The following is a 13,975-nucleotide window of genomic DNA, read 5'->3' as shown; positions in this document are numbered from 1 at the left end:
GCATGAAGTCCAGCACCCTCGAGGCATCGTTAGCGGGCCACGAAAATAACTTCAATCTGATCAGATTGCTGGCAGCGCTTTGCGTTCTCGTGTCGCATGCGTATCCGCTCTCCCTGGGCGTGCAGGAAAAGGAGCCTTTGCTGGAGACGTTTGGATTCACGCTGGGCGGGCTGGGCGTGATCACGTTTTTCAGTATTTCCGGATACTTCATCAGCGCCAGCTATTCACGCTCTACCAGTGTGATCGACTTTGTGCTGGCACGGCTGTTGCGAATTTTTCCCGGCTTGATTGTCGTCTTGTTGATTGCGGCACTGGCGGTGGGCCCGATCTTCACCACCTTGAGCCAGCAAGAGTACTGGAGTAATCCGGGGGTCTATCAGTACATCTGGCATGGTGTCGGTCTCAAGAACCTGCTGTATCAGTTGCCGGGGGTTTTCGAGACCAACCCTTATCCTGGGATTAACGGGTCTATCTGGACATTGTACTACGAGGTGCTGCTTTACGGCGTTGTCCTGGTGCTTGGCAGCCTGGCGCTGCTCAAGGGGCCCCGCATGCTCGCAGTGCTGGTTGTGTACGGGGGGATCTACGCGGCTTTCAAGCTGATGCCTGCTGAGACGGTTTCCAGCATGCCGAAGACCCAGGCATTCTTCATCTGGAGTGTGCCGTTCATGGTTGGGGTGATGTTCCATTGCTATCGACAATACCTGCGTATTTCGCTCGGCACAGTGATTGCTCTGCTCGTGGCCAGCGCATTGAGCCATGGTACTTCATGGTTTCTGGAGTGCTTCATGGTGGCCTGGTCTGCACTGGTGTTCTATGTAGGGGGCTATCGGAACCGCCAGCTGCTTCAGTACAACCGCCTGGGTGACTATTCCTACGGGTTCTATATCTATGCATTCCTGATCCAGGAAATCATCGCACACTGCTGGGTGGGCAGTAGGCCCTGGCAGTCCATCCTGCTCGCTACGCCCTTGGCATTTTTCATGGGTGTGGTGTCTTGGTACTGCGTGGAAAAGCCCGCGATGCGTAGCCGCCTCTGGCTATCTCGGCTCATCGAAGGCTGGCTGGAAAAAAGTCCTCTTCCGGTGCTGCCTCGCCTCGCGCGCCGACCGTTGCCTCCGGCCGCCTCGAAGGCTGGGAGGTGACACCGCCATGAAGAATTCAGAAAATACGCCACGGAAGGTGGTTTGTACCGATGTTAAATGGGACAATCGTCCGGTAGTCGTCTGAAGATAGGGATTATCTTGCGCTGTTTGTCAGCATTGGTGGTCTGCTTGCTTGGGACGAGTCCTTCCTTAAAGACGCATGATCCCCATGACGAATCTATCTCAGCTCCATAATCCCCCTTCTTACAGTGATATCGATCTCTACGGCGTTTTCGAGTCCATCTGGCAACAGAAGAGGCTGGTGATAGCCATCACCCTGTTGGCAGGCGCTGTCGCCGCAGGGAAAGCCTACATGGTCCATCCAGAGTACAAGGTGGATACCGTCCTTCGGGTGCCTGCCATCAATGAACTCGATGCGCTGAATCGCTCGGATGTCTATTCACTGCCGCCCAGGGAAGCCTTGATCAGGGTGGGTTCGGCGTTGGACTCGTATGATGTGCGGCGCGGATATTTCCAACAACACCCGGACTTCATCAAGTCCTACGGTGGTATCGGGGTCAGTTCCGAGCAGGCATTCGCCGATTTCAACCAGACAGCGATCGATGTCGTCCAGCCCGGCGAAACGCAAAGCGCCGTGGGCGCGCCGGTGATTGTCAGAATGCGTTACCCGGCAGGGGTCAAGGGTGATGAGATATTGAATGGCTTCGTCCAGTATGCGATCGACTTCGAACGCAAGCAGATTGCCACGGACCTCAAGGTCATCATCGATAACCGAATGAACGAGATCGACGTCAAGCTTGCCGCTGCCCATGCCGGATATGACTCAGGCAAGGCACGTGATATCGCCACGCTTCTGGAGGCGGACAACCAGCGTCGTGGTGAGTTGCAGGATGAACTGAAGGCTTTGCGTGTACAGATGAAGGAGGGGCGTCAGGCCCGCATCGCTCAACTCGACGAAGCCATCAACATCGCCCGCTCGTTAGGTTTGAAGAAGCCATCGACACCTTCCTCCATGAATGCGGGTTCCGTAGACGGGACCACAGTCGTGCGTACTGAGGTCAACAATCAGCAGCTACCGCTGTACTTCATGGGTACCGATGCCCTTGAAGCCGAGCGTCGGGTATTGAGCCAGCGCACCAGTGATGATTTTGCCAATCCGCGAATCGCCGAGATTGGCAAGGAGCTGGCACTGTTGAGCAAGAACCGACGGGTCGAGATCTTGAGTCAGCGTCAGAATGAGGAGGTCTTTCTGAGGGATGTGGAACCGCTGCGTGCAGAAAGAACCCGCTTGTCAAAGATCAATATCAATGTGGAAAATCTGCGTCTTGTCAGTGTTGACCAGCAGGCTTTCCAACCCCTTCATCCGCTGGGTCCCCGCAAGGCTATGGTTATTGCTGTTGGCCTCCTGGTCGGCGCTGCCATGGGTGTCATTGTGGCTGTGTTGCGCGGGATATGGCTTCGTGGACGACAGTCGCGTACGGGGCATGTGAAGGTCGGGTAGCTGCAATGCATGTTCGCTCAGCTCGTCACTTGTCCTAGCCAAACCTTGCGTTAGCCGCATGGGTTCAGGTTTTCTCTCTGGTTGAAGTAGTCATGAATGTCTTTCTTACTGGTGCCACAGGTTTTGTAGGCGGTGCCATTGCGCAGCGTTTGGTCGAGACGCAGCACCGCGTACGTGCTGCTGTCAGACGACCAAGCCCTGACCTTGATCCAATGATCGACCAGGTGGTTTTCGGCGACCTGGCTACACAGGACTGGTCGTCCCAGCTCCAGGGGCAGGAGTTGGTGATACACAGTGCCGCCAGAGTTCATGTCATGAACGAGCAGGCACCCGACCCCTTGGGAGAGTTCCGCCGCGTGAATGTCGAAGGCACGCTGCAGCTTGCCAGACAGGCAGCGCAGTGTGGTGTGAAGAGGTTTATCTTCATCAGCTCGATCAAGGTCAATGGTGAAGCCACTTCGCTGAACAAACCCTACCGCGCTGAAGATGCGCCATCGCCGCGGGACCCGTACGGTGTTTCCAAGCATGAGGCCGAGCAGCAATTGCTGGCACTTGCTGCCGAATCGTCGATGGAAGTCGTGATTGTTCGTCCGGTCCTGGTTTACGGACCAGGCGTCAAAGCCAATTTCCGCAGCATGATGAGCGTCTTGTCAAAGGGAGTGCCCTTGCCTCTGGGGGCGATTCACAACAAGCGCAGTATGGTGGCGCTGGATAATCTGGTCGACCTGATCATGATGTGCGCAGAGCACCCACGGGCAGCGAATCAGATTTTTCTGGCCAGTGATGGAGAAGATCTCTCCAGTACCGAGCTTCTGCGTCGTACTGCCAAGGCTCTCGGCAGGCCCGCCCGCTTGATTCCTGTGCCTGCTGCGTTGCTTGTCGGTGCTGCTCGTCTGCTAGGTCGTCCGGGTATCGCGCAGCGTCTGTGTGGCAGTTTGCAGGTGGATATTGAAAAAAACCGTGTCCTGCTCGGCTGGACACCCCCCGTCAGCGTTGATCGAGCATTGATGAAGACGGCCCGTCATTTTCTGGAGCATCATTGATGTATTCGTTGTGGTTGCCGTTGGTTGCCTGTATTGCTTTGCTGCTGACCTGGGTGTTGCGTCGGTACGCCCTCGCGCGCAGCCTGATGGATGTTCCAAATGCGCGAAGCTCGCACTCGGTTCCTACTCCAAGAGGAGGAGGAGTTGCCATCGTGCTCACCTTCCTCGCGGCGCTCCCGCTGATGTCGATGGCGGGTTACGCAGAGTGGTCCTTGACCTGGTGCATGCTCGGAGCTGGCGGCGGTGTAGCGGTGCTGGGCTTTCTTGACGACCATGGACATGTTGCTGCTCGCTGGCGCCTGGCGGGTCATTTTGCAGGCGCGGTATGGGCATTGTTCTGGTTGGGCGGCTTGCCGCCGGTGGCACTGTTTGGATGGGTAGTTGATCTGGGGCTTTTCGGCAACCTGATTGCAGCGATCTATCTGGTATGGCTGTTGAACCTCTACAACTTCATGGATGGGATTGATGGAATCGCCAGTCTTCAGGCTATTTTCGTGTGTCTGGGCGGTGCATTGCTTTACGCGCTGGCGGGCGGTTCCGCGCTAGCTTGCGCAAGCCTGGTACTGGCTGCGGCAGTCGCTGGGTTCCTGTACTGGAACTTCCCCCCGGCCCGTATTTTCATGGGCGATGCCGGAAGCGGCTTTCTGGGGATCGCCTTGGGAGTCCTATCGCTGCAGGCAGCCTGGTTCGAGCCGAAGCTATTGTGGGGATGGATCATCCTGCTGGGTGTTTTCGTCGTCGATGCGACCTTTACCTTGCTGCGTCGCCTGCTGCGAGGTGACAAGGTTTACGTAGCGCACCGCAGTCATGCCTATCAATTTGCGTCCCGTAGATATGGTCGCCACCTGCCCGTGACGCTTGGCGTGCTGTTCATCAATCTCATCTGGTTGCTGCCGCTTGCGGCGGGTGTTGCTGCCGGGGTGCTGGAGGGGGTGTGGGGTGTGATCATCGCCTACGCACCATTGCTCGTGCTGGCTGTCAAATTCCGCGCAGGCGAATTGGAAGTACGCTGACCATTACAGTGTCCGGCAGCTGTAAAATAAGCGCTGGATTGTCAGATCAGCGATTGTGGCGGGATATCCGTGTTTGGCCGATGAGCGCCTGTCGGTCGTTTTCAAGCTGGATTACGAGGGAAATTTGTGGGTATGGACAGGTTGAGATCGCACATGCTGGAGCTTCCGCGTCGGTATAAGCGTGGGCTTCAAGTGATCACCGATATAGGCTTGGTGTGGCTCGCTCTCTGGCTTGCGTTTGTGGTGCGCCTGGGCTTCGACGAGATGGTCAACCCGGTCGCTGCCCATCTATGGCTGTTTGCTTCAGCGCCGCTGGTCGCGATTCCGATCTTCATCCGCTTTGGCATGTACCGTGCCGTCATGCGTTATTTTGGCAACGATGCACTGATAGCCATTATCAAGGCCGTGAGTCTTTCCTCGCTGATTTTGGCATTGGTGGTGTATTGGTACAGCAACCATGAGGTTGTCGTTCCGCGATCCATCATTTTCAACTACTGGTGGCTCAGCCTGATCATGATTGGCGGATTGCGTCTGATCATGCGTCAGTACTTCCTGGGGGACTGGTTTGCCGCAGCCCAGCATGTGCCCTTTGCTTCCCGCGACAACGGACTGCCCAAAGTAGCCATTTATGGCGCTGGGGCAGCCGGTAACCAGTTGGTGGCTGCTTTGCGGCTCGGTCGAGTGATGCGCCCGGTGGCGTTCATCGATGACGATGAGGGCGTTGCCGACCGCGTGATTGCCGGGCTCCAAGTCTTTCGGGGGCGCGATATCCAGAAAATGATCGATATCACGGGTGCCGAGGAGATTCTGCTGGCGATTCCGTCCAGCAGTCGGGCCCGTCGTCGTGAAATCCTCGGCGACCTCGAGAAGTTTCCTCTGCACGTGCGCAGTGTTCCCGGCTTCATGGATCTGGCCAGTGGACGGGTCAAGGTGGACGATATCCAGGAAGTGGACATCGCCGACCTGCTGGGGCGCGATGCAGTGCCCGCTCAGCGTGACCTGCTTGCGCACTGCATCACTGGGCACGTGGTGATGGTAACCGGCGCAGGCGGTTCGATCGGTTCAGAGTTGTGCCGCCAGATTCTGGCTCTGAGGCCCACCACCCTCATACTGTTCGATCACAGCGAATTCAATCTCTACAGCATTCTGAGCGAACTGGAACAGCGTGTCGCTCGGGAGTCGCTGCCGGTGCGGCTGTTACCGTTCCTGGGGTCGGTGCGCAATCAAAGGCACCTGATGGACACCATGAGCATGTGGGGAGTCGATACTGTCTATCACGCAGCCGCCTACAAGCATGTGCCGATGGTCGAGCACAATATGTCAGAGGGTCTGCTCAACAACGTGTTGGGTACGCTGTATACCGCCCAGGCGGCGTTGCAGGCTAACGTGGCCAACTTCGTACTGATTTCCACCGACAAAGCAGTCAGGCCCACGAACGTCATGGGCAGCACAAAAAGGCTGGCTGAGATGGTGTTGCAGGCGTTGAGCCGTGAGCTGGCTCCTGTACTGTTCGGCGATTCGGCGAACGTCGCGAGGGTCAACAAGACACGTTTCACCATGGTACGCTTTGGTAACGTGCTCGGATCATCCGGGTCGGTAATCCCTTTGTTCCACAAACAGATCAAGGAAGGCGGCCCGGTTACCGTGACCCATCCGAAGATCACCCGTTATTTCATGACCATCCCGGAAGCGGCGCAGCTCGTGATTCAGGCGGGGTCGATGGGGCAGGGCGGAGATGTCTTCGTGCTCGATATGGGCGAGCCCGTGCGTATCGCTGAACTGGCGGAAAAGATGATTCATCTTTCCGGCTTGAGTGTGCGTAGCGAGCGCAACCCCCATGGTGATATTGCCATTGAATTTACTGGGCTGCGGCCGGGCGAGAAGCTCTACGAAGAGTTGCTGATTGGCGATAATGTCGTGTCGACGCGGCACCCCATGATCATGAGTGCCAACGAGGACTATCTTAATTGGGAAATGCTCAAGGAGCGTTTGTCGGATCTGGTGGCCGCGGTCAACGTGGACGATTTCCCGACCGTTCGACTACTGCTTCGTGAAACGGTGAGTGGCTATTCGCCTGAAGGTGAGATTGTTGACTGGGTTTACCAGCAGCGCCGTTCAGAGCACTAGGGGCGTTTGAAAAGCTCACCGTAATGCTCGCCGGCAACGCCGGCGAACTTGATTAAATAACTGATAAAGAATCGACAATGACTATTTTAGTAACGGGTGGTGCAGGGTTCATCGGTGCGAATTTTGTGCTGGACTGGATTGCCCAGTCGGATGAGCCGGTCATTAACCTCGACAAGCTCACTTACGCAGGGAATCTGGATACCTTGCGCAGCGTGCAAGGCGATCACCGGCATATTTTCGTGCAAGGCGACATTGCTGATTCTGATCTGGTCAAGCAGTTGCTTGTGGAGCATCGACCGCGGGCAGTGGTGAACTTCGCCGCCGAATCTCATGTCGACCGCTCGATTCACGGTCCTGAAGACTTCATCCAGACCAATATTGTCGGTACCTTCCGCCTGCTGGAAGAAGTGCGCAGCTACTGGAAGGCGCTGACGGATGCAGAAAAGGCCGCCTTCCGCTTCCTGCACGTTTCCACGGATGAAGTCTACGGCTCGCTCGAACCTGATGCTCCGGCGTTCACCGAATCGCATCGCTATGAACCCAATAGCCCATACTCTGCGAGCAAGGCTGCGAGCGATCACCTGGTTCGCTCGTATCACCACACTTATGGCCTGCCGGTACTGACTACCAACTGCTCCAACAACTACGGTCCGTACCACTTCCCGGAGAAGCTGATCCCGTTGATGATCGTCAACGCGTTAGCGGGCAAGCCGCTGCCTATCTATGGTGACGGTCAGCAGATCCGTGACTGGTTGTATGTGAAAGACCACTGCAGCGCCATTCGCCGCGTCCTTGAGGACGGTGCTTTGGGTGAGGTCTACAACGTAGGTGGCTGGAACGAAAAACCCAACCTGGAGATCGTTCAACGCATCTGCGGCTTGCTCGATGAGTTGCGTCCTCGTGCCGATGGCGAGTCTTATGCCAGGCAGATCGCCTATGTTACCGACCGTCCTGGTCATGACCGCCGCTACGCGATCGACGCGCGCAAGCTTGAGCGAGACCTGGGTTGGAAGCCTGCTGAAACCTTCGAAACAGGGATTCGCAAGACCGTACAGTGGTATCTCGACAATCAAGCCTGGGTCGAGAATGTGCAGTCGGGCAACTACCGGGAATGGGTCGAGAAAAACTATAGCGACCGCAACGCATGAAGCTGCTTCTGCTAGGAAGGGACGGCCAGGTGGGGTGGGAGTTGCAACGCAGTCTCGCTCACTTGGGAGAGGTGCTGGCGCTTAACTCGCGCAGCGAGCCTTATTGTGGTGATCTTGCCGACCTGGATGGTCTTCGCGAGACGGTGGAGCGTTTTGCTCCCGATGTGATCGTCAACGCTGCGGCTTATACCGCAGTGGATCGCGCCGAGTCGGACGTCGAGGCGGCATTCACGGTCAATGCCCATGCGGTTGAAGTGTTGGCGCAGGCCGCTGCCAGATCTGGCGCGTTGCTGGTGCACTACTCGACCGATTATGTCTTCCCGGGTAACGGCCAGGTACCATGGCGTGAGAACGATGCTGTAGGCCCGCTCAACGTGTATGGGCAAAGCAAGCTCGACGGCGAGTTGGCGATTGGCCGCAGTGGTTGCCGACATCTGATCTTCCGTACAAGTTGGGTGTATGCCATGCGTGGCAGCAACTTCGCCCGGACCATGCTGCGCCTGGCAGGTGAGCGTGACAGTCTGGGTGTGATCAATGACCAGTACGGTGCGCCGACAGGCGCGGAACTGATCGCTGACGTCACCGCCCATGCGATCGTTGCCGTATCGCGTACACCTTCGCTTGTGGGCTTGTATCATCTGGCGGCGGCAGGTCAAACGACCTGGTTCGAGTATGCTCGTTTCGTACTGCAGCACGCTGCAGGCGCCGGTGTTGCGCTCAAGGTCGCGGCCTCGGCAGTAACCCCACTGGGCACTGATGCCTATCCGACCCCCGCCAGGCGGCCCGCAAATTCACGGCTCGATATCAGCAAACTTGAAAGTGCGTTCGGCTTGAAACTCCCGCAGTGGCAACAGGGAGTAGCACGGATGTTGACAGAATTGAACGAGAAATAATCATGAAACGCAAAGGCATCATTCTCGCAGGCGGCTCCGGCACTCGGCTGCATCCCGCGACGCTGGCTATTTCCAAGCAACTGCTACCGGTTTATGACAAACCAATGATCTACTACCCGCTGACCACCTTGATGTTGGCGGGTATCAGGGACATTTTGATCATCTCGACACCTCAAGACACCCCACGCTTCGAGCAGTTGCTTGGTGATGGTGCCCAGTGGGGTGTGAGCATCTCCTATGCTGTCCAGGCTTCACCGGATGGATTGGCGCAAGCGTTCCTGATCGGCGAAGAATTTATCGGTAACGACCTGTCTGCATTGGTGCTGGGCGACAATATCTTCTACGGACATGACTTCCAGGGGCTGCTGGGCAATGCCATGCAGCGCACCGACGGAGCCAGCGTGTTCGCCTATCACGTGCATGACCCTGAGCGTTACGGGGTTGTCGAGTTCGACCAGGTCGGCAAGGCGATCAGCCTGGAGGAAAAACCCGTTCAGCCGAAGTCGAGCTATGCGGTTACAGGGCTTTATTTCTACGATCAGGACGTGGTGGAGATTGCCAAGAGCATCAAGCCATCTGTGCGAGGTGAGTTGGAGATTACCGATCTCAACCGGATATACCTGGAGCGCAATCAGTTGTCCGTTGAAATCATGGGGAGGGGATACGCCTGGTTGGATACCGGTACCCATGACTCTCTGCTGGAGGCCAGTCAGTACATCGCAACCATCGAACGTCGTCAGGGTTTGAAAGTCGCCTGCCCGGAAGAAATTGCATTTCGGCAGAAGTGGATCAGCGATGCTCAACTAGAATCGCTTGCAGCCCCGTTGTCCAAGAATGGTTATGGTCAGTACTTGACTCGCCTGCTGCGAGAGAAGGTTTATTGATCGCCTCTGTGTGATAAGTGTTGTGCAGGGACTGATACTTTTGATGGGTCGGTGGCGCGCGTACGACTGATCATTTCCCAATTGGTAGTGCGCTGGCCAAGGAGTCCGACGTATGAAACTAGATTCAAAAACGATCTCGCTGAGACTGATAGAGTGTAATGATGCAGAGTTTGTTGTCTCTCTTCGAGTGGATGAAAAATATAATAAATTTCTCTCCCCGGTCAGTGCTGACGTTGAGGCCCAGAGGGAATGGATCGCAAATTATAAGCAAGACGAACAAGCGGGTCGGCAATATTACTTTATTATAGAAAGGACTGACGGTGTCAGGTGTGGAACGGTCAGGGTTTACGATCTCCGGGAAGATTCGTTCTCTTGGGGGAGCTGGATTTTGAATGAGGAAAAACCGCGGTACGCTGCTCTTGAAACTGCCTTTCTTGTTTATCGATTTGGCTTCGAAACACTTCGCTTTCCAAAGTGTCATTTCGAGGTGATTAAGCAAAATCAGAAGGTCACCTCTTTTCACGAGAAAATGGGTGCGGTAAGGGTGTCCGAAGATGATGCTAATTACTATTACGAAATGACAGCAGAGACTGTCAAGGAGGCGTATGTGCGTTTCTCGAAATTTATTTCAGCCTAATCGCCATACTTTTCGTGGGTGTTTGACGAGCAGAGTGGACTGTTCTGACTAGTAACTCCCTCGTCAGAAATGAAGGTGGTAACTTTTGAATACTGCTGCTGGCCTCTGTGCGAAATCACCGGAAAAGCCAGTGGCCATTCCTCGTGCGTAGAGATTTTGAAGAGCCCTCGCCATATCTGGGAAGTAATCTGTGATGGCAAGGCGTTACGAACTCTGGGACGAGGCCCGGGAAGCGCTGTCCGTAACTCATAGTCGAAGATGACCGCGTCTTAAGCTCTTTGTTCATAGTCTGAGACGCTGGTCAGGTAAGGCAAACACCCTAGAAGGCTGGGTTTGCTGAAGTAAATGAGCATTCTGAGACTATTTCAACGCAGCATGATTGGGTATCAAGGCTTTTGGTGCATATGCACAGGGCTTAAGGTGATGCTGCGAACCTGGTCAGAGTGCCCCTCTACAACCTGTAAACTCGAGCACGACCGAGGCTGCTCTTCGGCCGATTTCGCTTCTTTTTGCGTTAGTTTAGACACGTTTCAGACAGGCTCTAGTAACGATGCTGATAACACCAATCCCAGGCGGATGACATGCCGTCGACCAGTCCTGGGCACTGTAGTACACTCGCGCTCTGCGGTGTTATGAAGCGATCTTGCGGAGTAACGAACAAGCAAGGAAAGTCCGTGTAGCATTTCCTTGTGCAGACTTTGTGCTGCGGGGGGTGCGTATTCGCGATGGACTGGCTTCGATAATTCAAGATTTATATGCAGGGCGCGCTGAACTGATAGTAGGTTAGCGGCGGGGGTTGAACTGAGTGAAGTTGGAGTGCTTGCACTGATTTTCTGGGGTGAATAAAAATGAGTAAAGATGTTTCTGGTCGAATAGATTTTCTCGACTATATGAGGATATTTGCATTTGCAAGCGTTCTGTTGGGGCACCTATTTCACCAAGAGCTGCGCGCGGCGTCTGCTGATCCGAGTATTTCTCTGGCGTTCCAGCAGTTGGCAGGGATTATCTATGATGTATGTTATGCGGGAGCTGTTGGGGTTATAGTTTTCTTCCTGGTTTCTGGGTATATAATAACTCATGTTGTTCGCGTCGAACATGTATTTGATTTTTTTGTGCGTCGAATATTTCGTATTTATCCCCTTTTTGTGTCTGCAGTACTTCTGCAGATCGTGGTCGATAAGTTTGTGGGAGGGGTCGCACTGCCAGAACTGAAGGATATCATTCCAAGGCTTCTTCTGGTGGGCGATTTTTTTGGCGTTCCGTACTCATTGGGGGGCGTTGAATGGACCCTCAGGGTCGAGGTGATTTTTTATCTGTTCATGATGTTGATGAAGGTCTCAGGCCTTTTTAATATGCCAAGATTTGTCCCTCTATTTTTTGTCGGCCTGAGTTTTGCCCTATGCTTCATCGCCCCATTTCCTAAATGGGCAGGATGGACAGATGGTTACTTAAATCTGTTCTTCCCATTCCTGTTGTCGGGTGTAGTATTTTATTTGTACGAAAAAAAGCTCGCGGGAATGTGGTGTTGTATTTTTGCGGTTGCTACCATGCTTTCCTTGTCGTTGTGGCAGCTCCCAAAACTTCACCCTGTCCTTGCGCGCAGTAACTTTGAAGTCATCGCTTTGGCTATTTTTCTCGTGGTGTGGATTTTTAGAGACAGGATAAGAGGAAACGTCTATACATCTGGCTTATCTGACATGACCTATGCTATCTATCTCACGCACCTCTGGCTGTGGCCATATCTTGATATTTGGGTTCGGGCGTATGGTTTGTCGTATATCAGTGCCGATGTGCAGCGACTTGTCGTTCTTTTTGTGATGTGCTATGTCATGAGCAAGACCATCGAAAAGTTTGGTGTGTCTGCTGGTAGGGCGGTTGTGAAAAAGTTGAGAGCCGCCAGGTCTTCAGAAAGTTTAGGTGCTGCGGCGCCATGAAATCACTGTCTTGGTCTTTTTCAGCCCATTTGCACGATTTAGAAATATATCATTAGGGTTGCACTGTTTAACTCGCGGTGAATTCGCGCTAAGTTTCGAGGGCAGCCAAGGAAATGCTGCCTCTGAAAACGAGCCTTAGGAGTATGACCATGCGCAACACCTTCCTGTCTTCCCTGCTCTTGCCTATACTTGCATGCGCGTCCCTCTCGATCGCTGCTGAGCCTAGCACCACCAACACGTCAGTATCAGCGCCCGTCAGCGCTGTGCAGAAGGTGTCAGGCGATAATTTGTCACAACGCTTGGATCTTAATCGAGCGGATGCTTTGGCCTTGCAACAAGGACTGTCCGGCATTGGTCAGGCCAAGGCTGAGGCCATTATTGCATACCGGAATGCTAACGGGCCTTTTGCCTCGGTTGACGAACTGCTGGAAATCAAAGGGATCGGCAGCACACTGCTGGAGCGTAATCGCGAAAAGTTGACGGTGGACTGACGGTGGACTAACACCACAGCAAGAGCCGGCCGGCAATGCGCTGGCCGGCCTCTGGCGGAACATATATTTACTTATTATTTATCCTGCGCTTCCTTGGCGTCCATCTCCGCATTCCTCTCATGAACCTTCCTCAACTGCTCCTCGGTCAAGGGCAGTTTCTTCGCCGTATCGCGCAACATCATCAATCCACCGACGATCGAGCCGAGGGCTATGATGAGTATCAGCCAGGCATACCAGGGCATTGTCGTTCTCCTGTGATCGTTAATGTGCCGCGTGTCATTTCATTCGACCGACAACCCAGTCTGTACGTTCAATTATAGCCTTCGGCCATCGCCTGCCCAGCCAGTGGATCTGCGGCCCCCAAACCGTGCCCCACTTCGTTTACAATGCGCGCCGTTTACGACTTGCCAAGAGACCTGACCATGTCCGCCTGCCAGACGCCCCTGATCGTCGCCCTCGATTTCCCTACCCGTGAGGCCGCCCTGAAGCTGGCTGACCAGCTCGATCCGGCGCTGTGCCGGGTCAAGGTCGGCAAGGAGCTGTTCACCAGCAGCGCCTCGGGCATCGTCGAGACCCTCTGCGCCAAGGGCTTCGAAGTCTTCCTCGACCTGAAATTCCACGACATCCCCAACACCACGGCAATGGCGGTCAAGGCTGCCGCCGAGATGGGTGTGTGGATGGTCAACGTGCACTGCTCCGGCGGCCTGCGCATGATGTCGGCCTGCCGTGAAGAGCTGGCCAAGCGCAGCGGGCCGCAGCCGCTGCTGATCGGCGTCACCGTGCTGACCAGCATGGAGCGCGAGGACCTGGCAGGTATCGGCCTGGATATCGATCCACAGGAGCAGGTGTTGCGTCTGGCGGCGTTGGCGCAGAAGGCCGGTATGGATGGCCTGGTGTGCTCGGCGCTGGAAGCGCCGGCATTGAAAGCTGCGCATCCGGCGCTGCAATTGGTGACTCCGGGTATTCGGCCGGCGGGCAGCGCCCAGGATGACCAGCGCCGTATCCTTACGCCGCGCCAGGCGCTGGATGCTGGCTCCGACTACCTGGTAATCGGCCGCCCGATCAGCCAAGCGGCGGATCCGGCAAAGGCGCTGGCGTCGGTGGTGGCCGAGATTCGCGGTTGATTCGATCCAGGGGCTGCCATGCAGCCCATCGCGGTACAAGGCCGCTCCCGCACGGAGCGGCTAGCTGTATCCGT

At 55.3% G+C, this 13,975-nt stretch carries 13 protein-coding genes; 12 read left to right on the top strand and 1 reads right to left on the bottom strand.

All coding sequences use genetic code 11. From position 1 onward, the window contains the following. Positions 1 to 2 precede the first annotated feature (2 nt). The 11 genes from AC2CGW_RS01980 to AC2CGW_RS01930 all read left to right on the top strand — a co-directional run bounded on the left by AC2CGW_RS01980 (position 3) and on the right by AC2CGW_RS01930 (position 12,777). The gene (locus AC2CGW_RS01980) at positions 3 to 1,145 is read left to right on the top strand and encodes an acyltransferase family protein (protein WP_484573434.1); all 1,143 of its coding nucleotides are present in this window, start codon (positions 3 to 5) and stop codon (positions 1,143 to 1,145) included. 169 nt (positions 1,146 to 1,314) lie between these two features. Continuing rightward, complete coding sequence (locus AC2CGW_RS01975) at positions 1,315 to 2,607, top strand: Wzz/FepE/Etk N-terminal domain-containing protein (protein WP_484573433.1); 1,293 nt, start codon at positions 1,315 to 1,317, stop codon at positions 2,605 to 2,607. Between the two features lie 92 nt (positions 2,608 to 2,699). Then, positions 2,700 to 3,650: a UDP-glucose 4-epimerase family protein gene (locus tag AC2CGW_RS01970; RefSeq protein ID WP_484573432.1), complete on the top strand. Its 951-nt coding sequence runs from the start codon at positions 2,700 to 2,702 to the stop codon at positions 3,648 to 3,650. Beyond that, entirely contained in the window at positions 3,650 to 4,663 is a 1,014-nt protein-coding gene (locus tag AC2CGW_RS01965; RefSeq protein ID WP_484573431.1) for an MraY family glycosyltransferase, read from the top strand. Before AC2CGW_RS01970 ends, AC2CGW_RS01965 begins: the two co-directional genes overlap by 1 nt. A 132-nt stretch (positions 4,664 to 4,795) precedes the next feature. Next, entirely contained in the window at positions 4,796 to 6,790 is a 1,995-nt protein-coding gene (locus tag AC2CGW_RS01960) for a polysaccharide biosynthesis protein (RefSeq protein WP_484573430.1), read from the top strand. Between the two features lie 77 nt (positions 6,791 to 6,867). Next, positions 6,868 to 7,938, top strand: a complete 1,071-nt coding sequence (rfbB, locus tag AC2CGW_RS01955; protein ID WP_484573429.1) for a dTDP-glucose 4,6-dehydratase — start codon at positions 6,868 to 6,870, stop codon at positions 7,936 to 7,938. After that, complete coding sequence (gene rfbD, locus AC2CGW_RS01950) at positions 7,935 to 8,831, top strand: dTDP-4-dehydrorhamnose reductase (protein ID WP_484573428.1); 897 nt, start codon at positions 7,935 to 7,937, stop codon at positions 8,829 to 8,831. The genes rfbB and rfbD overlap by 4 nt, the downstream gene beginning before the upstream one ends. A gap of 2 nt (positions 8,832 to 8,833) precedes the next feature. Next, positions 8,834 to 9,715: a glucose-1-phosphate thymidylyltransferase RfbA gene (gene rfbA / locus AC2CGW_RS01945; protein WP_484573427.1), complete on the top strand. Its 882-nt coding sequence runs from the start codon at positions 8,834 to 8,836 to the stop codon at positions 9,713 to 9,715. Positions 9,716 to 9,827: 112 nt separating this feature from the next. After that, positions 9,828 to 10,352: a GNAT family N-acetyltransferase gene (locus tag AC2CGW_RS01940; protein ID WP_484573426.1), complete on the top strand. Its 525-nt coding sequence runs from the start codon at positions 9,828 to 9,830 to the stop codon at positions 10,350 to 10,352. A gap of 848 nt (positions 10,353 to 11,200) precedes the next feature. After that, positions 11,201 to 12,286 carry an acyltransferase family protein gene (locus AC2CGW_RS01935; protein ID WP_484573425.1) on the top strand — a complete coding sequence of 362 codons (1,086 nt, stop codon included), beginning with the start codon at positions 11,201 to 11,203 and terminating at the stop codon, positions 12,284 to 12,286. A gap of 149 nt (positions 12,287 to 12,435) precedes the next feature. After that, positions 12,436 to 12,777 (top strand): ComEA family DNA-binding protein, encoded by a 342-nt coding sequence (locus AC2CGW_RS01930; RefSeq protein ID WP_484573424.1) that lies wholly within the window; start codon positions 12,436 to 12,438, stop codon positions 12,775 to 12,777. A 74-nt stretch (positions 12,778 to 12,851) separates the two neighbouring features. Here the strand turns inward: AC2CGW_RS01930 and AC2CGW_RS01925 are convergent, their stop codons facing one another. After that, on the bottom strand, positions 12,852 to 13,019 hold the full coding sequence (locus AC2CGW_RS01925; RefSeq protein WP_186666580.1) for a DUF2897 family protein: 168 nt from the start codon (positions 13,017 to 13,019) through the stop codon (positions 12,852 to 12,854). A 180-nt stretch (positions 13,020 to 13,199) separates the two neighbouring features. On the opposite strand from AC2CGW_RS01925, the gene pyrF reads away from it, so the two are divergent. Further along, positions 13,200 to 13,901 (top strand): orotidine-5'-phosphate decarboxylase, encoded by a 702-nt coding sequence (pyrF, locus tag AC2CGW_RS01920; RefSeq protein ID WP_063545755.1) that lies wholly within the window; start codon positions 13,200 to 13,202, stop codon positions 13,899 to 13,901. Positions 13,902 to 13,975: the final 74 nt, after the last annotated feature.

Source organism: Pseudomonas sp. SYWMCR5 (assembly GCF_057197165.1).
The sequence above is the reverse complement of the archived record's forward strand: the minus strand, read 5'-3'. Positions and strand labels throughout refer to the sequence as shown.

Bases quoted from the DNA above. Each gene is read 5' to 3' on its own strand.
- AC2CGW_RS01980 (WP_484573434.1), top strand. From the start codon at position 3: ATGAAGTCCAGCACCCTCGAGGCATCGTTAGCGGGCCACGAAAATAAC.
- AC2CGW_RS01975 (WP_484573433.1), top strand. From the start codon at position 1,315: ATGACGAATCTATCTCAGCTCCATAATCCCCCTTCTTACAGTGATATC.
- AC2CGW_RS01970 (WP_484573432.1), top strand. From the start codon at position 2,700: ATGAATGTCTTTCTTACTGGTGCCACAGGTTTTGTAGGCGGTGCCATT.
- AC2CGW_RS01965 (WP_484573431.1), top strand. From the start codon at position 3,650: ATGTATTCGTTGTGGTTGCCGTTGGTTGCCTGTATTGCTTTGCTGCTG.
- AC2CGW_RS01960 (WP_484573430.1), top strand. From the start codon at position 4,796: ATGGACAGGTTGAGATCGCACATGCTGGAGCTTCCGCGTCGGTATAAG.
- rfbB (WP_484573429.1), top strand. From the start codon at position 6,868: ATGACTATTTTAGTAACGGGTGGTGCAGGGTTCATCGGTGCGAATTTT.
- rfbD (WP_484573428.1), top strand. From the start codon at position 7,935: ATGAAGCTGCTTCTGCTAGGAAGGGACGGCCAGGTGGGGTGGGAGTTG.
- rfbA (WP_484573427.1), top strand. From the start codon at position 8,834: ATGAAACGCAAAGGCATCATTCTCGCAGGCGGCTCCGGCACTCGGCTG.
- AC2CGW_RS01940 (WP_484573426.1), top strand. From the start codon at position 9,828: ATGAAACTAGATTCAAAAACGATCTCGCTGAGACTGATAGAGTGTAAT.
- AC2CGW_RS01935 (WP_484573425.1), top strand. From the start codon at position 11,201: ATGAGTAAAGATGTTTCTGGTCGAATAGATTTTCTCGACTATATGAGG.
- AC2CGW_RS01930 (WP_484573424.1), top strand. From the start codon at position 12,436: ATGCGCAACACCTTCCTGTCTTCCCTGCTCTTGCCTATACTTGCATGC.
- AC2CGW_RS01925 (WP_186666580.1), bottom strand. From the start codon at position 13,019: ATGCCCTGGTATGCCTGGCTGATACTCATCATAGCCCTCGGCTCGATC.
- pyrF (WP_063545755.1), top strand. From the start codon at position 13,200: ATGTCCGCCTGCCAGACGCCCCTGATCGTCGCCCTCGATTTCCCTACC.